Annotated in this window: 22 protein-coding genes and 1 other annotated feature; of the genes, 3 read left to right on the top strand and 19 right to left on the bottom strand. The window is 32.7% G+C overall.

The window, feature by feature from the left end:
• Window positions 1-178: 178 nt before the first annotated feature.
• The 10 genes from EV214_RS15505 to EV214_RS15550 all read right to left on the bottom strand — a co-directional run bounded on the left by EV214_RS15505 (window position 179) and on the right by EV214_RS15550 (window position 10,989).
• On the bottom strand, window positions 179-1,225 hold the full coding sequence (locus EV214_RS15505) for a response regulator (protein ID WP_132247369.1): 1,047 nt from the start codon (window positions 1,223-1,225) through the stop codon (window positions 179-181).
• A gap of 3 nt (window positions 1,226-1,228) precedes the next feature.
• A complete protein-coding gene (locus EV214_RS15510) occupies window positions 1,229-2,386 on the bottom strand; it encodes a response regulator (RefSeq protein WP_132247371.1) in 1,158 nt (385 codons plus the stop codon).
• Window positions 2,387-2,388: 2 nt separating this feature from the next.
• The gene (locus EV214_RS15515; RefSeq protein WP_330571326.1) at window positions 2,389-3,762 is read right to left on the bottom strand and encodes a sensor histidine kinase; all 1,374 of its coding nucleotides are present in this window, start codon (window positions 3,760-3,762) and stop codon (window positions 2,389-2,391) included.
• A gap of 12 nt (window positions 3,763-3,774) precedes the next feature.
• Window positions 3,775-4,293, bottom strand: coding sequence for a hypothetical protein (locus tag EV214_RS15520; RefSeq protein ID WP_132247375.1), 519 nt, complete (start codon window positions 4,291-4,293; stop codon window positions 3,775-3,777).
• 233 nt (window positions 4,294-4,526) lie between these two features.
• Window positions 4,527-6,098 (bottom strand): proline--tRNA ligase, encoded by a 1,572-nt coding sequence (gene proS, locus EV214_RS15525; RefSeq protein WP_132247377.1) that lies wholly within the window; start codon window positions 6,096-6,098, stop codon window positions 4,527-4,529.
• Window positions 6,099-6,175: 77 nt separating this feature from the next.
• Complete coding sequence (proS, locus tag EV214_RS15530; protein ID WP_132247379.1) at window positions 6,176-7,618, bottom strand: proline--tRNA ligase; 1,443 nt, start codon at window positions 7,616-7,618, stop codon at window positions 6,176-6,178.
• Window positions 7,619-7,681: 63 nt separating this feature from the next.
• Window positions 7,682-7,903: a binding site (T-box leader), on the bottom strand.
• Between the two features lie 49 nt (window positions 7,904-7,952).
• Window positions 7,953-8,429, bottom strand: a complete 477-nt coding sequence (gene ispF / locus EV214_RS15535; protein WP_132247381.1) for a 2-C-methyl-D-erythritol 2,4-cyclodiphosphate synthase — start codon at window positions 8,427-8,429, stop codon at window positions 7,953-7,955.
• Between the two features lie 14 nt (window positions 8,430-8,443).
• Entirely contained in the window at window positions 8,444-9,157 is a 714-nt protein-coding gene (gene ispD, locus EV214_RS15540; protein ID WP_132247383.1) for a 2-C-methyl-D-erythritol 4-phosphate cytidylyltransferase, read from the bottom strand.
• 79 nt (window positions 9,158-9,236) lie between these two features.
• On the bottom strand, window positions 9,237-10,358 hold the full coding sequence (locus EV214_RS15545) for a PIN/TRAM domain-containing protein (RefSeq protein WP_132247385.1): 1,122 nt from the start codon (window positions 10,356-10,358) through the stop codon (window positions 9,237-9,239).
• Window positions 10,359-10,512: 154 nt separating this feature from the next.
• On the bottom strand, window positions 10,513-10,989 hold the full coding sequence (locus tag EV214_RS15550; protein WP_132247387.1) for a CarD family transcriptional regulator: 477 nt from the start codon (window positions 10,987-10,989) through the stop codon (window positions 10,513-10,515).
• 294 nt (window positions 10,990-11,283) lie between these two features.
• Between EV214_RS15550 and EV214_RS15555 the strand changes: the two genes are divergently transcribed.
• A complete protein-coding gene (locus EV214_RS15555) occupies window positions 11,284-11,679 on the top strand; it encodes a nucleoside triphosphate pyrophosphohydrolase family protein (protein WP_132247389.1) in 396 nt (131 codons plus the stop codon).
• A gap of 33 nt (window positions 11,680-11,712) precedes the next feature.
• Here EV214_RS15555 and disA read toward each other — a convergent pair whose 3' ends face one another.
• The 9 genes from disA to fusA form a co-directional block, all read right to left on the bottom strand.
• Window positions 11,713-12,801, bottom strand: coding sequence for a DNA integrity scanning diadenylate cyclase DisA (gene disA / locus EV214_RS15560; RefSeq protein WP_279233140.1), 1,089 nt, complete (start codon window positions 12,799-12,801; stop codon window positions 11,713-11,715).
• 82 nt (window positions 12,802-12,883) lie between these two features.
• The gene (gene radA, locus EV214_RS15565; protein WP_132247391.1) at window positions 12,884-14,257 is read right to left on the bottom strand and encodes a DNA repair protein RadA; all 1,374 of its coding nucleotides are present in this window, start codon (window positions 14,255-14,257) and stop codon (window positions 12,884-12,886) included.
• Window positions 14,258-14,429: 172 nt separating this feature from the next.
• A complete protein-coding gene (thrB, locus tag EV214_RS15570; RefSeq protein ID WP_132247393.1) occupies window positions 14,430-15,311 on the bottom strand; it encodes a homoserine kinase in 882 nt (293 codons plus the stop codon).
• Between the two features lie 39 nt (window positions 15,312-15,350).
• Entirely contained in the window at window positions 15,351-15,791 is a 441-nt protein-coding gene (locus EV214_RS15575) for an ACT domain-containing protein (RefSeq protein WP_132247395.1), read from the bottom strand.
• A gap of 181 nt (window positions 15,792-15,972) precedes the next feature.
• A complete protein-coding gene (locus EV214_RS15580) occupies window positions 15,973-18,426 on the bottom strand; it encodes an ATP-dependent Clp protease ATP-binding subunit (RefSeq protein WP_132247397.1) in 2,454 nt (817 codons plus the stop codon).
• Window positions 18,427-18,472: 46 nt separating this feature from the next.
• Window positions 18,473-19,510, bottom strand: coding sequence for a protein arginine kinase (locus EV214_RS15585; protein WP_132247399.1), 1,038 nt, complete (start codon window positions 19,508-19,510; stop codon window positions 18,473-18,475).
• Entirely contained in the window at window positions 19,510-20,034 is a 525-nt protein-coding gene (locus EV214_RS15590; RefSeq protein WP_132247401.1) for a UvrB/UvrC motif-containing protein, read from the bottom strand. Before EV214_RS15590 ends, EV214_RS15585 begins: the two co-directional genes overlap by 1 nt.
• A 71-nt stretch (window positions 20,035-20,105) precedes the next feature.
• Complete coding sequence (locus EV214_RS15595) at window positions 20,106-20,570, bottom strand: CtsR family transcriptional regulator (RefSeq protein ID WP_132247403.1); 465 nt, start codon at window positions 20,568-20,570, stop codon at window positions 20,106-20,108.
• A gap of 240 nt (window positions 20,571-20,810) precedes the next feature.
• Complete coding sequence (gene fusA, locus EV214_RS15600) at window positions 20,811-22,877, bottom strand: elongation factor G (protein WP_132247405.1); 2,067 nt, start codon at window positions 22,875-22,877, stop codon at window positions 20,811-20,813.
• Between the two features lie 174 nt (window positions 22,878-23,051).
• On the opposite strand from fusA, the gene EV214_RS15605 reads away from it, so the two are divergent.
• On the top strand, window positions 23,052-24,395 hold the full coding sequence (locus EV214_RS15605; RefSeq protein ID WP_132247407.1) for an aminotransferase class V-fold PLP-dependent enzyme: 1,344 nt from the start codon (window positions 23,052-23,054) through the stop codon (window positions 24,393-24,395).
• A 185-nt stretch (window positions 24,396-24,580) separates the two neighbouring features.
• Window positions 24,581-25,057 carry a DsrE/DsrF/DrsH-like family protein gene (locus EV214_RS15610; RefSeq protein WP_132247409.1) on the top strand — a complete coding sequence of 159 codons (477 nt, stop codon included), beginning with the start codon at window positions 24,581-24,583 and terminating at the stop codon, window positions 25,055-25,057.
• The last annotated feature ends 243 nt before the right edge of the window (window positions 25,058-25,300 follow it).

Here is a 25,300-nt window from a genome sequence, read left to right on the forward strand (position 1 = left end):
TATTTAATCTGAGAACCGTTTGATTTTTTATCCTATTGTATACCCATTTAATCCGAGAATTTTTGCTACTTTAATTTGAGAATCGACAATTAATATATTATATCGAATTACACGTTAACAAAATCTCAACAAAAAACAACAATACTTGATTAGAGTATTGTTGTTTTTCTATATTCTTTTAAATTTCTCCCATTATTTCTTTATACTTTTGATTGATTCTATTAAATTCAATATCATTATTAGATTTTTTACAAGCCTCCATATATTGAATATATAGCTCTTCCTCATAATCATTTATGGATAATAACTTATTAAGTACTGCCATCATTTTGCTGTAATCATGATTCCTTTCATAATACCTTATGACATCTTTTGATAGTTGTATAAACTTTGTCTCAATTTGTAATCTTTTTCCATTGCTCCACAAATAATGATTGAACTCCATATAGCCACCTTTATACATTGATAAAACTTTATTATATTTATTGATACTTTGTTCATTAATCTTATTTATATCTTCCATATATCCAATAATCATCACTGCATCATCAATCATATTCTCATTTAAAATGCTATATGTTTTTTTGTCTATCCTTATATCAACATTATATTCTTTTAAATTTTTCTTTAAATAATACATACTTGTATATAATATTCTTTTTGCCTTTTCACTGTCTTTCTCACTCCAGATCCCTTCAATTATGATATCCGAACTTAATGCATTCCCCTTATTATGAATGAAAAATGCCATTAATTCTTCAACTTTTTTGGTTCTCCATTTTACTATTTCCCCTTGAGCATTTTTTATATAGAATTTTGACATAGTATAAACTTGAAATGAATTTTCTATAGGATTAATCTTACCCATTTTATTCCTAATCCTATCAATGACTCGCTCTAATCTTTCTCTTTTAATAGGTTTTAACAAATAATCAATGGCTTCTAATTCATAGGCTTCATATGCATATTGTTTATGTGCTGTTACAAAGACAATTTCTGTTTTGGGACTTATTTTCTTAATATTTTTAGCAATTTCTATTCCATTTTCATTAGGTGTTTCTATATCAACAAATGCAATATTAGGTTTATATTCTTCTACTCCTTTGATCAATTTCTCGCAGTCTAAATATTGTCCCAAAACTTTTGTTTTGTTAATCTTTCCTAGTTGAATATTAAATACATTCAATGCCAGATTTTCATCATCAAATAATATGGCTGTTAACATGTTTTATTGTCTCCTAACTTTTATTACTATTTTTGTTCCTTTTAAATATTCGCTTATAATGTTGATATCTGTTCCATACATTGCTTTCATTCTCTTTCTTACACTATTTATACCCAATCCTTTTATTTCTTGTGTTTCTTCTGCTAATATTTCCTTTAATTTTTTTTGTTTTATGCCCACACCATTATCTGCTACAATGATTTGATAAAAATCTTCTTTAAAACCACCTGTAATGGTTACTTTCCCACCTTTAGGTTTCTTTATAATACCGTGTCTTACTGCATTTTCTACTAAGGTTTGAATACTGAATGGTGGTATAACAATATTTTCTTCATTTCTAAAATCTATCTCATATTCTAATAAATCATCATATCTAATCTTTTCAATATATAAATATTCTTTTATTAATCGAATTTCTTTACTTAAAGGTATTGCATTTATATTGGCATCATAATCAAAAGTATGCCTCAAATAATCTGAAAGATTAATAATAATATCTGCTGCCTTTTCTGAATCTTCATAGCAACATGCAACAATAGAATTCATTGTATTATATAGAAAACGAGGATTAACTTGCGCATGTAATAAAGCAATTTCGTTGTTTATGGATTTTTGTGAAATTTTCTTTAAGTTTACCAAAGTGTTGATCCTAGCTTTCAGTTCTTCTGATTCAAAAGGATTATTTAAAAAATCATTTGCTCCAGCTTCAAAACTTTTTGTCATACTATCTGTTTGTATTCTAGCTGTCATAATGATGATTGGTATTTCAGTCATCATAAATCTTTCACGAATACGCTTTGTTACTTCATAACCTGATAGTTCAGGCATCATTAAATCTATAATTGCCACAAAGACATTTTTATTTTCAAATATTTCTTTTATTCCATCTTCAGCATTCATAAATCCTTTGATAGAATAACCTTCCCCTTTCAAAATGTTGGTTACCCCAAAAATATTCGAAAAATTATCATCTATAATAACGATGGTTTCTTTCTTATTGCCCTTCATGCTAATTTTATTTTCTTTTTTCAAAGTTAAATTTTTTACAAAAGGATTATGCACTTCTTCTATCCTATTTTCATTTATAATGTTAGGTATTTTTATTGTAAATGTAGATCCTTTATGAATTTCACTTTCTACATCAATTTCTCCTTCATGCACTTTTACAATCTGTTTTGAAATACTAAGCCCATTCCGCCGTATTTTTTTGTTATACTATATGTCCCCTGTTCAAAGGCATTAAAAATGATATCCAATTTATCATTTTGTATCCCTATGCCAGTATCTTTTATACTGATCGTTACAATATTATCCTTTTCATAACCTGTAACAACAATATTTCCATTTAATGGTGTGAATTTTACTGCGTTACCAACGATATTATAAATAACTTGTATCATTCTATATTTATCAGCATAAATCGATTTTAAAGACTCCTCTATATTATTCAAAATACTTATATTTTTGCTTTTAATCATTGGTTCAAATTCTTTCAAAATATTATCAATGGTTTTTGAGAGATCAAAATGGCTTTTTATTAAAATAAATTTCCCTTCCCTTAACCTAGAATAATCTAGTATATCATTAATTAGATTTTTCAACCTTTCACCACTAGAAACAACTAAAGAAAGAGATTCCTTCTCATTGACGTTTAATTCAGTTTCCCTTTGTTCTAATAAAGATTTTGTAATCGTTATAATGCTATTAAGGGGTGTTCTTAACTCATGAGAAGTATTGGTTAAAAATTCATCTTTTATTTTATCCATCTCTAGTAATTCATTAGACAGTTCTTTAATTTCTTTATAAGATTTTTCATATCTCCTACCAATACTCACTGCATAACATAATATATAAATACTTAATCCTATCGGTGAAATAACACCGCTTGTTTTTGTTATACCCCCATTAAAATATAAAGCGTCATAAATAATGGATACTACTAATGCAATTGTTCCTAAAGCAAGAGAAATACCATATTCTTTTCCCTTAATGATTACTTTAGATATAACATAAAGTCCATATGTGAATTCCAAAATAGCTATAAAGTTTGCAATATTAATAATCTTACCAATAAAATGAATAGGTAGAAATATATTTACACTCATAAATAATATAGCTTTCATTATAGTAATTTTTTTTATTTTTAAAAAGCATTCTTCCTCGAACAAATGACATAACATAAAAATATAGAAACTTGTTCCACATATAGGCAATGTATAAAACAAAGCATTATATACTTTAAACGGAATATGAGGGAAAATAGTCCTTATTAGCATCCCGTTATTTGATATTGTATACAATATACTTAATATAGAAACCATAATAATATATAATTCTGCCCTAATACTTTCTTTATTTGAAAGCCATATTAAACCAAAATATAATATGACTATAGTTAATGCTCCTAATACAAAAAAATCTCTATATAAATTATAATTATTTCTTTTTTCTACTTCTATTTTATCTCCTATTATAATCGGCTTAAAGAAACCACCTAATGTGAAATTATAATTACATGTATGTATAATGATTTCGATTTCCTTGCTTAATTAAAAATGATACAGCTGCGTTTTATATTCTTGTATAGTATTTTCTTTATTTGTCCCTGGATTGCCTACAGAAAAAGCTTCTTCTCCATTTACATAAACTCTATAAGCCTCAGCGGGCGCAGAGGAAAAGAGCATACCTACTTCTTTTGATAACATCTCACTTTTTATGATTAATCTATATGTACCATATCCATTAGAATTTAAAGTCTTATTATGATATTTCATACCTTCCCATGACCCTGGAAATTGTAATAAAATTTTATTTTCACCTTGGTTATGAATAAAATCTTTGGGATAATAAAAATTATTAGGATAAAATTCCCATTCTCCATTTAGCATGATTAACTTCTTTTGTTCTAATATATCTTCACCTACATTAATTGCTCCTTTTATTGCTTGTTTTCTAACTATATTGGAATCAGTACTGTTTAATTCAACCAAGGTATATATCCCCATAACATTCAAAAATATTGTTACAAAAAAAAGTAACCATATTAAAAACTTTTTCCTATTTTTCATTAGTAGCCCCCCTTAATTTAGATAAGGTGCCTGTTAATAACCTTGTATTTCCGCTTTGAATGACATGGTATATGCCACCAGTCACTTCAATTATACTTTCATTACGCGAAATGCAAAAATATGTTTAAGTAACAGTTAAACTCCTTGATTATTCCTCAAGGAGTTTATTCATTAATTTCTTAAGCTATTCTACATCTAATGAACATTCATACACTTCACCTTATATTTGCTTTTTAAAACAAATCTACTACATTCCCAATTGCTTCATCATAAGTTATTTCTTGCTTTTCTTCTTGATCTCTTAACTTAAACTCTACAATACCTTCTGCTGCTCTTTTACCTACCGTAATGCTTACAGGAATCCCTAAAAGATCTGCATCTTTAAACTTAGCTCCTGCTCTTTCATTTCTATCATCTAACAACACTTCAATATCCGCATCCAATAATGTTTTATATATTTTTTCTCCTAAAAGAACTTGTTCTTCCTTCTTGGCATTCACGATTGTCACGATCGTATGAAAAGGTGCAACACGCATTGGCCATATGATTCCACTTTCATCATGATGTGCATCTGCAATGCCAGATAATACTTTTGTAATATCTAGTGTATATTTACCCATAAATACAGGTTGTTCTTTTCCAAACGCATCAATAAATGTAGCCCCTATTTTTTGGCTGTAATCTGTTTTTAGCTTTTTTATTTCTCCCAGATGGTTGGCTCTTTCAATGGATATATGCCCGTTGCAGTTTGGGCATTTGTCTCCTTCTTTTATGGTTTTTATATCTAGGATATAATCAGCCTTAAAATCTCTTTCATAGTTTACGTTTTTAATATGATAATCTGTTTTATTGCCACCAGCAATCGCATTTTTCATTTGTACAACTTCATCATCTACAACGATAGTAACATCTTTTATCCCAATCGGACCTGCAAAACCTGTTTTTGCCCCTGTAATACGTTCCACATCTTCAGCCTCTGCAAAGGTTAATGTCATCGGTTCTAAATTTAGCCCATCTTCTAGTTTTGTTAGATTTAAATCTCGATCGCCTCGAATAAATGCAGCGACAAATTGATCCTCTCCTTTTAGTAACAAGCATTTCATCAATCGCTCTTCTGCCACATCTAAAAATTGATTGAGTTCTTCAATCGTTTTTACATTTGGCGTATAAACTTCTTCTAATGGGAACATTCCCGCATCCTGCTTCGGTAGATCTACAATAGATCTCGCACGCTTTCTAGTTGCTTTATAACCACACTCTTTACATAAAGCGATTTCTTCCTTGCCTTCATCTGAAAATCCTACAAATTTACCGGATAGGATTTCTTCTGCATTGTGGATATCTTTCACTTGTACTGTAGGTAATCCACATTTTTCAAAGATCTCTGTATAAATTGTGTGTAAATCTTCAAAGTGTTGATTTAGACCTTCTAGATCTTTATCAAAAGTAGCGATAGAAAAATGAATGCTCCCCTTTTTATTCTCTAGATTTCGACACCCTGTTTGCACTTGATAAAATCCAAAAGGCAGCTGCTTGTACGACTTTAAGTCTTTTTTTACAAGTTGTGTATATATTTCTTCACTTGCTGGTGAAAGCATGGTAAATTCTTGTATCCCTGCTTCATCAAATACTTTTTTCGCTATTTTATTTATTTTCTCAATAACCCTATTTCCTAATGGTAAATACGCATAGCTCCCGCCAACTTTCCGCATCATACTCCCTCTGATGAGCAGCTTTTCAGAAGTCTTTTCAATTTCTGAAGAGACTTCCTTTAACGTATGTAAATAAATTTTTGAGGCTCTCATAATATAATCTCCTCCCTTGTAAATTGCTATTTTTTATAAAGAAAGGCGGTTATGATCATAACCACCCTAGATCTCTTTTAGTATGCTCTTGCTACATAGATCATATGTTTTGCTTCTTTTCCACAGAAATGACACTTATCCCCTAAATCCTCTTGTTCAAATGGAATACATCTTATAGATGCGCCTGTTTCTGCCTTTACATGTTCCTCGCAATTACGTTCTCCACACCACATAGCCTTTGCAAAGCCAGGTCTTTCTTCTTGGTTTTTTTTCAATTCTTCTAAGCTTGTTACATAATATGTTTTTTCATCTCTATACTTACGTGCTTTTTCAAGCATATTGTCATGAATATCATCTAAAAGCTTCTTTACTGTTTCTTTTAATCCATCCATTGAAACAGCCCACTTCTCTAATGTATCTCTTCTAAAGATCATTACTTGATTCTTTTCAATATCCCTAGGTCCTACTTCTATACGAATTGGCACACCTTTCATTTCCCATTCATTGAATTTCCAACCCGGTGAGTAGTTTTCATTATCATCAATCTTTATTCTAATCTCTCCTCCAAGTACTTTCTTTAATTCATAAGCTTTGTCTAAAACGCCTTCTTTATGCTGTGCAATAGGAACTATTACAACTTGTGTTTGCGCTACTCTTGGCGGAAGCACTAACCCCCTATTATCTCCATGAACCATGATAATTCCACCAATTAATCTTGTAGATACACCCCATGATGTATGATATGGATTTTCTATTTCTCCATTTCTTCCTAAAAAAGTAATCTCAAAGGCTTTTGTAAAATGTTGCCCTAGGTTATGAGATGTTCCTGCTTGTAGTGCTTTTCCATCATGCATTAATGCTTCCATTGTGTAGGTTGCATGTGCACCTGCAAACTTCTCCTTTTCGCTCTTTTGTCCTGTTACAACAGGTATTGCCAATAGTTCTTCTGCTGTTTGTTTATAAATGTCAAGCATTTGTAATGTTTCTGCTTGGGCATCTTCATACGTTTCATGTAGTGTGTGTCCTTCTTGCCATAAGAATTCTGATGTTCTTAAGAAAGGTCTCGTAGATTTTTCCCATCTTACAACACTACACCATTGATTATAAAGGTACGGTAATTCTCTATATGAATTTAACCATTTTGAATACATAGAACAAATAATGGTTTCTGATGTAGGTCGTACACATAGTCTTTCAGCAAGTTCTTCGTCTCCTCCATGGGTTACCCACGCTACCTCTGGTGCAAATCCTTCAACGTGCTCCGCTTCTTTTTTCAATAAACTCTCTGGGATAAGTAATGGAAAATATAAGTTTTGGTGTCCTGTGTCTTTAAATTTTTGATCCATATATTTTTGGATATTTTCCCAGATTGCATAGCCATATGGTTTGATTACCATAAATCCTTTTACTGGTGAATAATCTACCATATCTGTTTTTAAAATAACATCTGTATACCATTGTGGAAAATCAACCTCCATAGGTGTAATATCCTCAACAAATTGTTTCTCTTTCTTTGCCATATAAATGCTCCTCTCTTTATATACTATTTCTTTTTTTTCAAATAAAAAAACCCTTCGTCATCATATAGAGACGAAAGGTAAATTTTTCCGCGGTACCACTCTAGTTAACTCAAAACGAGTTCACTTAGCCTAGTTATAACGGTCTAGCACCGTAAAGACTTACTGTTTTTCAGTCTTTCACTCCAGGGTGGGTTCGAAAAGTAATCTCTTACAAAGTTTCTCAGCCTATGAACTTTGCTCTCTGAAAGGATAATCCATTCTACTATTCCCTATCAACGTAACTTACTATTTTTAATTAAACTTAAATATATATTACCCAATTCAATCTTATTTGTCAATATAATCTTTCGATACTTACAATGGCTTGGGCTGCAATCCCTTCTCCACTACCTGTAAAACCTAATCCTTCGGTAGTCGTTGCTTTTACATTTATAAAATCAACGTCTACACCTAATGTATCGGCTATATTCTTTCTCATTTTCTCTATATGAGGTGCCATCTTCGGCTTTTGAGCAATAATTGTTGCATCTACATTGTTTACTTTATACCCACTTTTATTAATCATATTGTTCACTTCTGACAATAATTTTATACTAGATGCCCCTTTAAATTTTTCATCTGTATCTGGAAAGTGCTTGCCAATATCGCCAAGTGCTGCAGCACCAAGTACTGCATCCTTTATAGCATGCAGTAATACATCTGCATCAGAATGTCCTAATAGACCTTTTTCATAAGGAATTGTAATACCACCAAGAATTAATTTTCTTCCTTCAACTAATTTATGTACATCATATCCCATGCCAACACGCATGTTTCATCCCTCCCTTACCTGTCATCAAGCTTTCTATTTTTTAAAATTGCTTCTCCTATATATATGTCTTCCGGGGTAGTGATCTTGATATTGTCATAACTCCCCATAATCATCTTTACCTTTTGACCCATTCTTTCTACCAAAACTGTATCATCTGTACCTATGTATCCATCCTCTATGGCCCTTTTATGGCTTTGTAGCAATAACTGATAATCAAACGTCTGAGGTGTTTGTATAGCCCAAAGAAATTTTCTATTAGGGGTATTCATAATATTTTTTCCTTCATCTACTATTTTAATTGTATCTTTTACAGGAACCCCTATGCCTACTGCTTTATGTTTTATGGCTTCATCTATACTCTCTAAAATTTGTTTCTCTCTTATAAAGGGTCTTGCCCCATCATGAATCACAACAATATGACATTTTTCATCTACTTCCTTCAATCCATTAAATATAGATTCTTGTCGCTCAGATCCTCCTGTTATGACTTTTTCCACTTTATCATATCCATAATATTTTATGACCTTTTCTTTACAATATGTCACTTCATTCTCATGTGTTACCACAATAATTTCATCTATGGATGTACATTTTTCAAAAATTTCAAGGGTATGTGCAAGTATAGGTTTATCATGAAGATTTAAGTACTGTTTATTAATCTTACGCTGCATTCTTTTTCCTTGCCCTGCAGCTGCAATAATAGCCGAAATAAATTTTCCTTCTCTCATATTTTTCACTCCTATTGTATGAACAGATAAGAAAAAAACAAAACCCAGCATAAGCTGGGTATAATTTTATTATAAAGGATTATGCTGATTTATCAACTAATAATTTTGGCTTTGCAAAGATCATTCTCCCTGCGGCTGTTTGTAGTACACTGGTAACTAACACACCCATAGTCTGCCCAATGTGCTTTCTTCCACCTTCTACAACAATCATGGTTCCATCATCTAAGTACGCAACCCCTTGCCCTGATTCTTTTCCTTCTTTAATCACTTGTACAACCATCTCTTCTCCAGGTAACACCACTGGTTTTACTGCATTGGCAAGTTCATTAATATTTAAAACTGGTACCCCTTGCAGTTCAGCTACCTTATTTAAATTATAGTCATTGGTTACAACTTTTCCACCCATAAACTGAGCAAGTTTTAAAAGTTTAATATCTACTTCTGCTACATCTTCAAAATCCTTATCTGTAATTTGAACTTCTACTGCAAGTTCTTTTCGTATAAGATTTAAAATATCTAATCCTCTTCTACCCCTTGCTCTTTTTAAGCTATCTGAAGAATCTGCAATATGCCTCAATTCTTCAAGAACAAACTCTGGGATCACAATAGGTCCTTCTACAAATCCTGTTCGAGTAATGTCTGCAATTCTCCCATCAATAATTACGCTCGTATCTAATACCTTTGGTATACTACTAATTTCTTTTTTCGTCTCAACTTTTTCTTTCAACGGTATATTTCTTTTAAATAATGCAGATAGATTCCCTAAATCGTCTCGTTTCTTAGTAGCTAAGCTTACGCCTAAATACCCTAAAAAGATATATAGCATAATAGACAGAATTGTACCAACTAACGGAATAGAAATACCCATCAATAAATTGCTGATTAAGTATGCAATAACCAATCCAATGATCAATCCAATTGCACCAATCAACATATCTGTAGTAGGAATCTTTTGAAGCTCTCCTTCCACAAAATTTGCTGAACTTACGCCTTTTTCCATCAACCAGGGAGTAATAATAAAAAATATGATTCCACCCGCAACCACACCTATAACACGAATGACAATACCCATAATGGGGGTAATCTCAGGAATCTGTATTAGACTCTGGATTGTAGCTAATTTTACTAACAGCATAGCGATTGCATATCCAACCGAAACGCCAGCTAATGTCAATGCGCCTCTGACGATTTTATTAAACATAATGTTTCACCTCCTATCTTAAAAGTATAACCATGCTAATTTTATTTTATAACTAAATGACCCCTCTTTTCAATAACATTTATACATTTTAGTAATAAAAACCCATTTACGGCAAAAAGTGAAGCGCCTTCAGACGCTCCACATTCCATAAGATTTATTGAATAGATGTATCTACCAGTTCTTCCGCAGTTTTTTCTTCCATATTCCCTGCTAATACAACTTCACTAATCAAAATTTGTTTTGCATTTGCTAGCATTTTTTTTTCTCCTGTTGACAAGCCTTTTTCTCGATCTCTAAGCGTTAGATTTCTTACTACCATTGCAACCTCATAAATATCTCCACTCTTAATCTTATCCATGTTCGCTCTATATCGCCGATTCCAATTTTGAGGCATTTTGGAAATATCGTCATTGAGTATAGCCATTACTTGATCTACCTCTGTTAATGATATGATTTCTCTTAGTCCAATATCTTCTACATTGTCAAGAGGTATCATCACTTTCATCTCTCCTAGAGGCATCTTCATAATATAATATTTTCGTTTTTTCCCTAATATCTCTTTTTCTTCTATTGCTTCAATAATTCCCGCACCATGCATAGGATAAACAACCTTATCACCGATATTAAACATTAAGCAAAACCTCCCGCATTGCACATAACTTATATTTAGTATACAATACAAGGCCTAGTTTTGTCAAGAAAATAATAATTTTATCATACGATTTTATTGTTGTCAACTTTATTTTATAAGTTTTAAAGGTATATTTTATTTTTTTTTGTGAAAACAAGCGTTTTCCCCTTTTTCTATTAAATTGAATTATTTTCCAACTCTTAAATTTAATTGAATACCCTTTAATTTTCAACTATAGTATGCTAGAATTAAATTACAAAATTCTTAATCCATTGTGCAGAGGTGATAAAATAAATGTGTGATTCTATTATTAATAAATTTCAAGATAGTGTTTCAGAAGTGTTAATTCGACATAAAAGTATTCTTGATATTATCTCTAAATATCAAGAAAGTTGTTCAAAAGTTAACAGATCCATTATAAAATCTGCTACAAGCTGTGGTTGCATCCATGTAGATGGAAAAAAACAAACGATACCTGAAACCATTTCTTATAAAGAATTGCATGATTTTATGAACAATCATGTTTCTGGAGATCTTTGTGATATTTGTAAAGACAAGATAGAAAAAGAGATGGGCAATCATCTGTTTTATCTCGTAGCGCTTTGCAACACATTAGACCTTGATCTACATGAAATTTTTAAAAAACAATGTAAAAGTATCGATACGCTTGGAAAATATAGTCTCTATTAAAAAGCACCCATACATAGGTGCTTTTTTTATCTCTTAGCGAATATGTCTATCTAATAATACTTGCTCTTGTACTCTTCTCAGCCCTTCTTTTATAGCTCTTGCCCTTATTTCGCCAATTCCTTCTACATCATCTAATTCTTCAATAGATGCTTTTAGGATCTTTTGAAAGTCTTTAAAATGATCTACTACATTTTGAATGACTGCAGCAGGAAGTCTTGGAATTTTGCTCAAAATTCGATATCCTCTTGGAGAAACAAGTGTATCTAGCAAAACGTTTAATCCTCCATGATACCCTAAAATTTTTCCAATGTTCGATAAATCCAATAATTCCTCTGAAGATAAATTTTTGATTTGTCTGCTAATTTGGATGTACTCTAAATCCTCTGATTGCACCCTATAATCTTCAATAACATGTTTTCCATCTTCTCTTACATTGGCCAACAATTCTTCTAATTGCATATTTACAAGACGTCCTTCATTCCCTAATTCACTTATATACTTATCTATTTCTGAGACAATACGCATAACCATTTCTGTTCTTTGTAGCACTGTCGCTACATCGTGAATAGTAACTAAATCTTCAAATTCTAAGCCACTTAAATTGATCATGGCTTGGTCTAATACTTTTCTATATTTTTCTAGTGTTTGAATCGCTTGATTTGCTTTATTTAATATTTTGTTTGTGTCTTGAACAATGTATTTTGAATATCCTTTGTAAATCGTTATAATGTTTCTTCTCTGTGAAATAGATATGACAATCAATCCAGTCTGCCGTGCCACCCGCTCAGCCGTTCTATGTCTTATGCCTGTTTCTGAAGAAGGAATAGATGGGTCAGGAATTAATTGTGTATTAGCATATAATATCTTTTTAGCATCAGAAGTTAGTATGATTGCACCATCCATTTTTGCCAACTCATATAAATAAGCAGTTGATAAATCAACATTTATATAAAAACCTCCATCCACGAGGTTCATTACTTCTTCATTATCCCCTATAACAATCAGTGCACCTGTCTTTGCCCTTAGTACATTTTCTAATCCTTCTCTTAAGGATGTCCCCGGAGCTAAGATCTTCATAGATGCCATGATCCCTTCTTCTTTGATTTTATCTTCTCTTACCAATTGTAGTTTCCTCCCAATCCTATTTATCCTATATTTCCTATTATATTACATCTATCCTCTACTACGAAACCCTTATTTACATTTAATTTTCAACAAACATACAATCGATAGCATCTTTTAAAGAGTTTGCACCTATTAGTCCAATTGGTTCATTTATTTTTAATTTTTTTATGCATTGTTTAGGTAATATACACTTCTTAAATCCCATTTTTCCTGCTTCTTTAATCATTCTTTCAATATTTGAAACAGGTCTTAATTCTCCAGTGAGTCCAATTTCTCCAAGGGCTATTGTAGTGGTAGTTTTAATTGGTAATCCTCTCATACTTGAATAGATGGCTAATGCTACCCCCAAATCTGATGAAGTACCTTCCGGCTTTAATCCCCCTACTACATTTACATAAACATCTTGATTCATTAGAGGAATCCCTATCTTTTTCTCTAAAACCGCTAAAATTAAATTCAATCGATTTAAATCAATTCCAATAGCTGCTCTTCTTGCAAAACCTAGATTTGTAGGTGCAACCAATGCTTGAATCTCCAAAAGTAATGGCCTTGTTCCTTCCATGCTACTTATAACAATAGCGCCTTCTGTATCAGGCGTTAATCCTTCTAAGAATATCTCTGATGGGTTAGACACCTCTACTAGTCCTTCTTCTCTCATCTCAAAAACACCGATCTCACTGGTTGTTCCAAAACGATTTTTAAGCGCTCGAATGACTCTAAATTCTTGTGTCCGTTCCCCCGTAAAATGAAGCACCGTATCAACAAGATGTTCAAGAATTCTAGGTCCTGCCAGTTCGCCTGTTTTTGTCACATGTGCTACAATAAAAATAGGGATATCTTTTGTTTTTGCCGTATGCATAATATGATTGGTACATTCTCTAACTTGTGAAACACTGCCAGGAGCAGAAGATAAATCTGGTTTGAATAAGGTTTGTATAGAATCGATAATCACAAGTATAGGATCTAATGCATCAATATAGCCTTTAATCACATCCACATTGGTCTCTGATACAATCATCAATTGATCCTCTATAGCATTTAGTCTTTCTGCCCGCATTTTTATTTGTTCTTCTGATTCTTCTCCTGATACATAAAGCACCGTGCCATATTGTTTTGCAATGGTTCCACTAGCCTGTAATATAAGGGTAGATTTACCTATTCCTGGTTCACCTGATATGAGGGTCAATGATCCCTTTACAAGTCCGCCTCCTAATACGCGATTAAGTTCATTTATATGGGTATCAAATCGATCATAGGCCCCTGATTTTATTTCCTTAATGGGAAGGGGTTTTGTAGAATTTGTGATGGTTGGTGATTTTTTATAAGCATCTACAGATGAAAGTTTCTCCTCTACCATAGTATTCCAACTTCCACATATACATTGTCCCATCCATTTTGGACTTTCATATCCACAATCTTGACATACAAAAATAGTTTTTTCTTTTTTTGCCATTGCTTACTCCCTGTCTCCTTTTTGCTCTTATAACAACTATATCCTATCTATTCTGATTTTATACTTTCATATTCCTATAGTCAATGAACCCATAGACATATTCTATTCTTTTGTTATCAGAAAAAAATAATAGTAAAGGGTTTATAGTGCTACACTATAAACCCTTTACTATTTATAATACTTTTACACCTTCTGTATCGGTTTTTAATACTTTTATCTGCCAATATCCGTGAACTTTTTTTAAAAGCGACTGCATATCTTTTTCAAAATTCATATTGTCTTTATCAATGATCACCATCAAAGTAGATCCTGAACCACTAATAAATTCTGCTTTAGAACCTATCTGTTTTGCATGTTTAAAAATATTCTCTATATTAGGAATTAAAGAAGCTCTATAGGGCTGATGTACTTTGTCTTCTGTCGCCATTCTCAATTTTTCAATCTCTCCATTATTCATAGCTGCTACAAGCATTGCTACTCTCCCTATATTAAAAATACAGTCCGCTTTACTATAACGCTCAGGAACAACTTTTCTTGCTTCATGGGTAGAAACAGTAAAATCAGGAATCATTGCAACAAACCTTAAATCCTTTGACACATTTACCTTAGAATAAGTTACGGTGCCCTCTTCGTAGATCGATACTGTCATTCCTCCAATTACAGCTGGTACAATATTATCAGGATGTCCTTCTATCTCCGTTCCAATCCTTATAATCTCATCATTACTTAAAGTATTGTTCATAAGCTTGTTCGCAATCATAATGCCCCCAACAATACATGTAGCACTACTTCCTAATCCTCTGCTCATAGGCACATTGATTTTCTTTGCACTAATCCGCAGTCCATCTACTTTATGCTCATAAAAATCTAATGCTTTCTGCATACTTTTATATACCAAATTTTCGTGGGGAGGAATATCTCCAAACCCTACCATCTCTATTCCATGAACTGTCTGTTCTACTTCAAACGTATTATATAACGCAAGAGCCATTCCAAGCACATCATACCCGGGGCCCATATTCGCAGTCGTTGCTGGTACTTTTATTTTAAACATAGCGCAACCATCCTTATCCAGTAATTTATTTTTTTTAGACTATTCCATAGCCACCAATTCCACTCTTGATGCTCCTTTTAACGCTCTTAATTTATTTAGAATATCATCTATCCCAATACTGGCTTTAGATATATCAAATGTAATACTCAAATTCGCAATACCATTAATTGGTATATCTTGATTAATGGTTAATATGTTTACATTATAATCTGCCATTATATTTAACAATTGCGATAAGTTCCCTGGCGCATGTTCTAATAACAACGTAATAATTACCTTTTGCCCTCTACTTCCTTCGGAAGGCGTAGAAATAAAATCTTTATATTTATAGAAAGTACTTCTGCTAATGCCTGTCATTTGCGTAGCTTCAGTAATTCCTTTGGCTTTCCCCATCCTCAGTAATTCTTTCGTTTCTAATACCTTTTCATAAATCTCTGGGAGAATCGCTGTATCAATAATCAAAAATTTTCTATCCGTCAATGCTTTCACCTCTTTGTTTGTTCATTAAGAACAATCGTTTTTCAATGACGCACTATCTTTATAATATTAACATACTTCCACTATGTATACAATAGCTTTTTCACAAAAAAAATTGTTTTGAAAGTATAAAACTGCTACATCATAAATATGCAGCAGCTTTATTAAAGATTATTTATTACAATTATTTACCTAATTTCAATTTATTTTTAAATTGTATTTTGTCATCCTCTACATCTACAAAAATGTCATCGTTTTTTGAAATATTCCCCTTTAATATTTCCTCAGACAATGTATCTTCTAGCATTCTTGTAATCGCTCTTTTTAGTGGTCTCGCACCATACTCTTGATTAAATCCTTTTTCTCCAAGTAATTTTTTTGCTTCTTCTGATATCTCTAATTTTATATTTAATGTTTTCATTCGCTTTGTTAAATCTGCAATCATGAGTTCTACGATTTCATGAATATGTTCTTTTTCTAAAACATGGAATACGATGACATCATCTAATCTATTTAAAAATTCTGGTCTAAACTTTCTTCTTAATTCCTCCATCACATTCTCTTTCATTTTTGTATAGGCGCTTTGTTTCTCATCTTCTACATCACCTGTAAATCCTAAAGTTTTTTGTTTCTTGATGGTGTGTGCCCCAACATTTGATGTCATGACGATAACTGTATTTTTAAAATCAACTACTTTTCCCTTTGAATCTGTAAGTCTTCCATCATCTAATATCTGAAGCAATATGTTAAATACATCTGGATGCGCTTTTTCAATTTCATCAAATAAAATTACGCTGTAAGGTTTTCTTCTTACTTTTTCTGTAAGCTGTCCACCTTCATCATATCCTACATATCCTGGAGGTGAACCTATCAACCGAGATACAGCATGTTTCTCCATGTACTCAGACATGTCTATACGAATTAGACTATCGTCATCCCCAAATAAAACTTCTGCTAACGCCTTTGATAGTTCTGTCTTTCCTACCCCAGTAGGGCCTAAGAATATAAATGAACCAATAGGTCTTTTGGGATCTTTCAATCCTACACGTGCTCTTCTTACAGCTCTCGCCACAGCTTTCACAGATTCTGCTTGACCAATCACACGTTCATGTAGAATATCTTCCATATTTAGCAGTCTTTCAGATTCCTCTTGGGCAAGTTTTTTAACAGGAATTCCCGTCCAAGTAGATACGGTTTCAGCAATCGCTTCTTCTCCAACAGTTGCTTGACCATTTTGAGCTACTTTCCAATTATTTTTTCGATCATTTAATTCTTCTTTTATCTTTTTTTCTTTATCTCGTACGCTGGCTGCTTTTTCAAAATCTTGGGCACTCACCGCTTCTTCTTTTTCTTTTGCCAATTCTTCTAATTTTTCCTCAAGGTCTTTCAGCGCTGGAGGCTGTGTCACGATTTTCAATCTGATTTTTGATGCTGCTTCATCAATTAAATCTACAGCTTTATCGGGTAAAAATCGATCTGTAATATATCGATGTGAAAGGTTTGCAGCAGCTTCTAATGCTTGATCTGTTATTTTTACGCCATGATGGGCTTCATATTTATCTCTTAATCCCTTTAAAATTTGTACCGTTTCTTCTACGGTAGGCTCTTGCACATGAATGGGTTGGAATCTTCTCTCAAGCGCTGCATCCTTTTCAATATGCTTTCTATATTCATCTAGTGTTGTTGCCCCAATCGCTTGTAATTCCCCTCTGGCTAAAGCTGGCTTTAATATATTTGATGCATCAATGGCACCTTCTGCAGCGCCTGCCCCAATAATGGTATGCATCTCATCAATAAAAAGAATCACATTTTTCGATTCTCTTAACTCAGCCATTACTTTTTTTAACCGATCTTCAAATTCTCCACGATATTTCGCACCCGCAACCATGGATGCCAAGTCCAATGTAACAACTCTCTTATTTTTTAATGTTTCTGGAATATTTCCTTCAACAATTTTTTGTGCCAATCCTTCTGCTATTGCTGTTTTTCCTACCCCTGGTTCTCCAATTAAGCAAGGATTATTTTTTGTTCTTCTACTTAATATCTGCACAACTCTTTCAATTTCTTTGCTTCTACCAATTACAGGGTCAATCTTACCTTCTCTAGCCATTTCTGTTAATTCTCTTCCATATTCATTTAATGTCGGGGTATTCTTCTGATCTGGTGCTTTAGCGCTTTCACCTTTATTTTTTAGAGCCGGATTTCCTAGTAACTTCATTACTTCTTCCCTTGCCTTTGTAAAATTCACACCACTATCAATCAAAATTTTTGCAGCTACCCCTTCTCCTTCTCGAATAAGCCCTAATAGTAAATGCTCCGTTCCTATATAATTATGTCCAAGTCTTCTTGCTTCCGCAAAGCTAAGTTCAAATACTCTCTTTGTTCGAGGTGTAAATCCAAGCAATTCTATATTCAAATCACTTCCTATGCCAATCATACTCGCAATTCTTGCCTTTACTTCTTTTAAACTTACACCCATATTTATTAACGCTTTTGCAGCAATGCCTTCCCCTTCTTTTACCAAGCCTAATAAAACATGCTCTGTTCCAACGTAATTATGTTTCAGGCTTTTAGCTTCTTCTTGTGAAAGGAGTACTACCTTTTGTGCTCTCTCTGTAAATTTTGAAAACATATCCATTCGTAAACACCTCCTAGTATATTTATATTTGACCATTTATCCTCTATTATTCATCTTCTTTCTTATTTCCTAGTTTTTCTCTTACTAAACTTGCTCGTCTTATATCTCTTTCTTGACTACTTAAAGATTTTCGTGCAATTTTTTGAAGATATGCAGGTTGCATCATGACCATAATTTCATTCATATTGTCTACATAAATATCTTTTAAAATACCTGTATCTATCCCTAATCTTACATCTGATAAAAGCTTCATACATTCTTGTGAAGTTAAGATTCTTGCATGAGACAATATGCCAAAAGATCTGTAAATCTTATCTTCTAGCTGCACACCATTATTGGATAATAGCGTACTTCTTGCATCTCTCTCTTTTTGAATAATTTGTCTTGTAACATCCTTAAGATTTCCAATAATATCTTTTTCACTTCTTCCCAATGTTAATTGATTTGAAATTTGAAAAACATTGCCAATAAATTCTGTGCCCTCTCCATAGATCCCTCTTACAGCTAAACCAATTTGACTTGCAGCTTGAAGAATTCTATTCATATATCCTGTCATGGTTAGTGCTGGTAGATGGATCATCACGGATGCACGGATGCCTGTTCCTATATTTGTCGGACAAGATGTTAAATAACCTAATTTCTCATCGAAGGCATATTTTACATGTTCTTCTAATATATCATCCATCTTTTCCGCCATATCCCAAGCCTCATCCAACTGAAATCCTGGAAGTAAGCATTGAATTCTTATATGGTCTTCTTCATTAATCATAATACTTATGGACTCATCCTTATTTAAAAAAGCTGCACCCTTTTCATAATTTTGCGCCAAATTGGGGCTAATTAAATGCTTTTCTACTAAAACCTGTCTTTCTAATGGATCTACTTCTTGTAATAATACCCCTTCAAAATCATGTGTTAATACGCTTTCGTTTATGGCGTTTGTTACCGATTCGAAGACCGCTTTACTTTTCGCTTTTGTTAACGCTACCGGAAATGGAAATTCATCTAAATTTCTTGCAACTCTAATTCTGCTGCTAATAATAATATCTTTATCCGGTCCACACTGTTCAATCCACTTTGCCATCACATCACCTCCTCATTATTTCCATTTAATTGATTCTCACGTTCTCTAATTTTATCTCTAAGTACAACAGCTTCTTCAAAAGCTTCTGTCTTTATGGCTTTATCTAATCTACTTTTTAGTTCTTTTATTTCATTTCTAATTCTTATAGATCCTCCTGCTCTTTTTGGTATTTTTCCTATATGACTCTCATTTCCTTGGATCCGTTTAATTAATGTAGTTAGTTTTTCTTCAAAAGCATGGTAACACTGAACACATCCAAGCCTTCCTAATTGCTTAAATTTTCCATACGTCATGCCACAATGATCACATTTTGTTGTTTTTATATAATCTACTTTTATAGCCGAATCCTGTATCGAATCAAGAATTCCTGTTAAAAAATTATTGATAGAAAAAGATGTTTCGAAAGGAATTTGTTCACTTTGCTTGGCACATTGTTCACATAAATATAGTTCTGTCTTTTTATCATTTAAAATTTTTGTTACGTGTACCGTAGCAGGCCTTTTATTACATTTTTCACATACCATTTTATTCTCTCCTCATTATGAAATCATCCAAGAATAACTTTCATTACTATTATAAATCTATTTATTTTTTTCTAATCCCTATAATTAAATATAGAAACAATCATACTCTTAAGCAAATTCGCTCTTACCCCATCTTTTATATTCATAGGTGTGTTGATACTTCTATCACTGATGGCTGCTTTCATCAATAGATGTTCTCTTTCTGTAATGATTTCTTCCTCCTTTAATATATTTATAATTGATATTCCCTTCATTTTGCTGATGTTCTCTCCTATTTGGTCAATGATCCTTCTTACATACTGGTTCTTATCCATATTGATCTTCAAAATTTTTATATGCCCGCCTCCACCTCTTCTACTCTCAATAAAGTATCCTTTATCTAAATTAAACCGGGTGGTAAGTACATAATTTATTTGTGAAGGTGCACATTGAAAGTAACTTGCTAATTCATTTCTTTGTATCTCAATACTTCTATCATTTGCACCTTCTAATAGTTCTTTTATAAACATTTCAATAAGATCACTAATCCTTGCCATATGCATCTCCTCTAATTTGACTTTCTTTGACTTTAGTTTAATAAAAATTCTCTTATATTTCAAGGCCGATTTTCTTTTATTTGAACGAATTTTTTAAATATATATGCAATTATCTTTAATTTTCTAGCATTCTCTATTTATTTTTACCCCTTAAGAAAATATTATAATCAAATAATGCTTTCTATACTCCCTAAAACAATTATTTTCAAATAAAGAGATGGTGCTTTGCACCATCTCTTTTTATTTTCTCTCTTTCGTAGCTTCAATAATTTTGGGACTAAGCTGACTTGGAACTTCATCATATCTTGTAAATTCCATTATAAAACTTCCCCTTGCTTGGGTCATTGATCGAAGGTCTGTTGCGTATTTGAAAAGTTCTGCTTGTGGTGCCTCTGCAATAACCTTTTGATTGCCCTCTCCAACAGGTTCCATCCCTAGGATTCTTCCACGTCGTTTATTCATATCTCCCATAATATCACCCATATAGTCTTCTGGAATAATGATTTCTACATGCATAATCGGCTCAAGAAGTGCAGGCTTCGCTGCTTCTATTCCTTTTTTAAATGCCATTGATGCTGCAATCTTAAATGCCATTTCTGAAGAGTCTACATCATGGTAAGAGCCATCATATAAAATAGCCTTCATATTTACAACTTTGAATCCTGCTAAAACACCAGATTCTAAGCATTCTCTCAATCCTTTTTCAACAGCCGGTATATAGTTTCTAGGGACAGATCCTCCAAAAATTTCTTCTTCAAATACAAATTCTTCCTCTGCTGGTTCAAATCTTATCTTTACATCCCCATATTGTCCATGTCCACCTGATTGCTTCTTATGCTTTCCTTGCACATCCGATTTTCCTTTAATGGTTTCTCTATATGGAATGATTTGATCTACTACTGCTACATCGACACCAAATTTATTTTTCAATTTACTTGTAATCACATCAATATGCATATCCCCTTGACCCCCTATAAGGGTTTGTTTTGTTTCTTTATTTCGCTGAACAATGAAGGAAGGATCTTCTTCCATTAATTTATTTAATCCTGTGCCAATTTTTTCTTCGTCTCCCTTTGCCTTTGGTTCAACTGCCATGAATAATGTTGGTTGAGGAAATGCTATTTTACTATACATTACTGGATTATTCTTATCACACAAAGTATCTCCAGTTTGAACATATTGAAGCTTTGCAACAGCTGCAATATCTCCTGCAACAACCTTTTCTACTTGAATCTGGTTTTTCCCTCTCATCAAAAATAAATTACTTATTTTTTCTACTTCATCTTTTTCTGAATTATATACTTCCATATCTGGCTTTAATTCTCCTGAGATGACTTTCATTAAAGATATCTTCCCAACGTATGGATCTACGACTGTTTTAAATACCAATGCAGAAAATGGTTCAGATGAATTGATATTTCTAACCACTTTTTCATTGTTCTTAGGATTTATTCCTTCATAAGGCTTCATATCCTTTGGTGTTGGCATATATGTATCAATCATATTTAATAAGGTATGCACGCCAATATTATTTATAGCAGATCCTACTAAAACAGGTATAACAGCTCCTGCTAAGACCCCTTTACGAAGTCCTTCATGAATCTCCTCTTGCGTAAATTCTTCTCCTTCAAAATACTTTTCCATCAATACTTCATCACTCTCTGCTACGGATTCAATGAGCATATCTCGAATAGGATTTATTTTATCTAGCCATTCTTCTTTAATTGGCGCATCTATACATTCTTTGCCATTGTATTCTCTCGCTACCATATCTACAACATTCACAATTCCTCTCAATCCCCGATCCGTCCCTAATGGAATTGCAAAGGGTGCAATAGCCTTTCCAAATTTCTCTCTTAACTGACCTATAACTTTATCATAATTAACGTTTTCCTTATCCATTTTATTTAAAAATATAAGCTTAGGTGTGTTTCTCTTGCTTGTATATTCCCAAGCTTTTTCCGTTCCAACTTCTACTCCTGAACTTGCATCTACTACAATAATTGCACCTCCTGCAATTCTTAACGCACTATTAACCTCTCCAACAAAATCGAAGTATCCTGGTGTATCTAATAAATTATATTTATCTTTTTCCCATTCAATTGGAATTAAACTTGTACTAATAGAAAGATTTCGCTCTATTTCTTGCTTATCAAAATCTGATACAGTATTCCCATCTTCTGTTCTTCCTAATCGATTGATGACACCAGTAGTATATAGCATTGCTTCTGCTAAAATCGTCTTACCACAACCGCCATGACCTACTAATGCCACATTCCTTATGCTATCACTTACATATCCCTTCATTTGATTTCCCCCCACTTCAATGTTTGTTGAAATATTAAGACAACTCTATTTAATATATTCTTCACTATTCAGAAAATTCCTTCTTATATTGTCTTATATTCTATAAAATTGTTTCACGATTCTTTCTTTGATACATATAATAGTTAGTAAAGTTCTATAGGCAGGTGAAATTTTATGGAATCCAAAAGATATAAAACAAACTTCAGAAATTTTGTTATGGGTGTTGATGCAAAAATCCCTCTTATAAATGGTCGCTTTGTTACCGCCATTAATTTTGATAATGCTGCTACAACCCCTCCTTTTCTATCTACTTTGCAACAAATAAATAATTTTTCTCCATGGTATTCTTCTATTCACAGAGGAACAGGATATAAGTCACAATTTTCATCTAATTTATATGAAAAATGTAGAAATACAGTTGGCAATTTTGTAGGCGCTGATATGCATACCCATACAGTTATTTTTGTAAAAAATACTACAGAAGCCATTAACAAACTCTCCTATCGCCTTTGTAAAACCAACAAAAAATGTGTTGTATTATCTACTTGTATGGAGCACCATTCGAATGATCTTCCATGGAGAGATAAATATGATGTAGATTATATTGCAGTAGATCATCTAGGAAAGCTTTCACTAGAAGATTTGGAATATAAGTTAAAAAAATATAAGGATCATATTGCATTAGTTACTATAACTGGTATCTCGAATGTTACTGGATATAAAAACCCAATCTACAAAATTGCTAGGTTAGTCCATAAATATCATGCTAAAATCCTAGTAGATGGGGCACAATTAATCCCACATGCTCCTTTTCATATGAATCCTATAGATTCACCCGAACATATAGATTATCTTGCCTTTTCAGCCCATAAAATGTACGCTCCCTTTGGCATAGGTGTACTTATAGGTCCAGAATCTACCTTTGAAGAAGACGCTCCTGAATATAGCGGCGGAGGAACAGTAGATATGGTTACTCACGACTTTATCCGCTGGGCACAACCTCCTCACAAAGAAGAATCTGGAACACCTAATATTATAGGGGTTATAGCCCTTTCATCAGCTATTCATACATTAAAAATGATAGGTATGGAAAATATTGAAAAATATGAAAATAGCTTAACAACATACGCATTACAAAAGCTAAAAAAAATTTCGGGTATACAATTGTATGGAAACCCCGATGATTGCACAGATCGCGTTAGCATTATACCTTTCAATATAGCGGATATACCCCATGAAATGGTAGCCACCATACTTTCTTATGAAGCGGGTATTGCTGTTCGGAATGGTTGCTTTTGCGCCCAACCCTATATTCAAGAACTACTCAATATAAATTCTCACGAAATAGAAGAACGCATAAAGGACTCTACTGCACATCATCCTGGAATGGTTCGCATTAGTTTTGGGCTTTACAATCATTATGATGAGATTGATATGTTCATGACAATGCTTGAAAAAATCATTACAAACAAAGCATATTATTTAAAAAAATATAGTGATATCCATATAAATATTTAGTCTTTACTAAATACTTATTCTGCATAGCGACTTAAAAATACTGTTTCCCTTTTAAAAGAGAAACAGTGCTTTCTCAAATCTAAGAAGCGTGATCATACATTCATGATTCAGTAATTTTTTCATAAAATATAATATTTTGGTTAAAATACTCTTAGAAAAATATTGCATAGAGAGGAGTAACTGTATTGAATAAAAAGATGAGTCTGCTTATGTTCAGCGGAGACTATGATAAAGCACTAGCCGCTTTAATATTAGCTAATTCTGCAAAAGAGATGGATATCGATGTGACTATTTTCTTTGCTTTTTGGGGATTGCTTTTACTAAGAGAACCCCACCATATGACAACAGAAGATAAAAGTAACTATGAAAAGATGTTTGCGATGATGACACCAAAGGGTCCTGATGATTTACCCCTTTCAAAGATGAATTTTAGTGGCATAGGGAAAAAAATGTTACTAGAGATGATGAAAGATGATGAAGCTCCTGAACTAATAGATTTTTTAAATGGTGCTAGAAAAAAAGGCGTGAATTTCTTTGGATGTAAATTATCTATGGAAATCATGGGATTTAAAAAAGAAGAATTAATTCCCGAGGTAAAAGTTGTAACCGCACAGGACTACATAAAAGATGCATTAGCTTCTGATATTCAATTATTTATATAAAAGTAGTGAGACTCTCCTCACTACTTTTATTTTGCATATTCCTCTGCCATTATACATTTTTTTATGATCTTAGATGCCATGAATTTATATATATTTTACCACTATGACAATATGATTCCAAATTATAGAATCATAGACATATTCTTAGGAATCGCAAAAAATGTAGTCGAGCGAAAGTTGTAATAAGGTTCATAGCACGTGCAGGGATTTGAATATATTTACAGAAACCTTATTTATACTTTA

The sequence above is a fragment of the Marinisporobacter balticus genome, assembly GCF_004345705.1.
Lineage (GTDB): Bacteria > Bacillota > Clostridia > Peptostreptococcales > Thermotaleaceae > Marinisporobacter > Marinisporobacter balticus.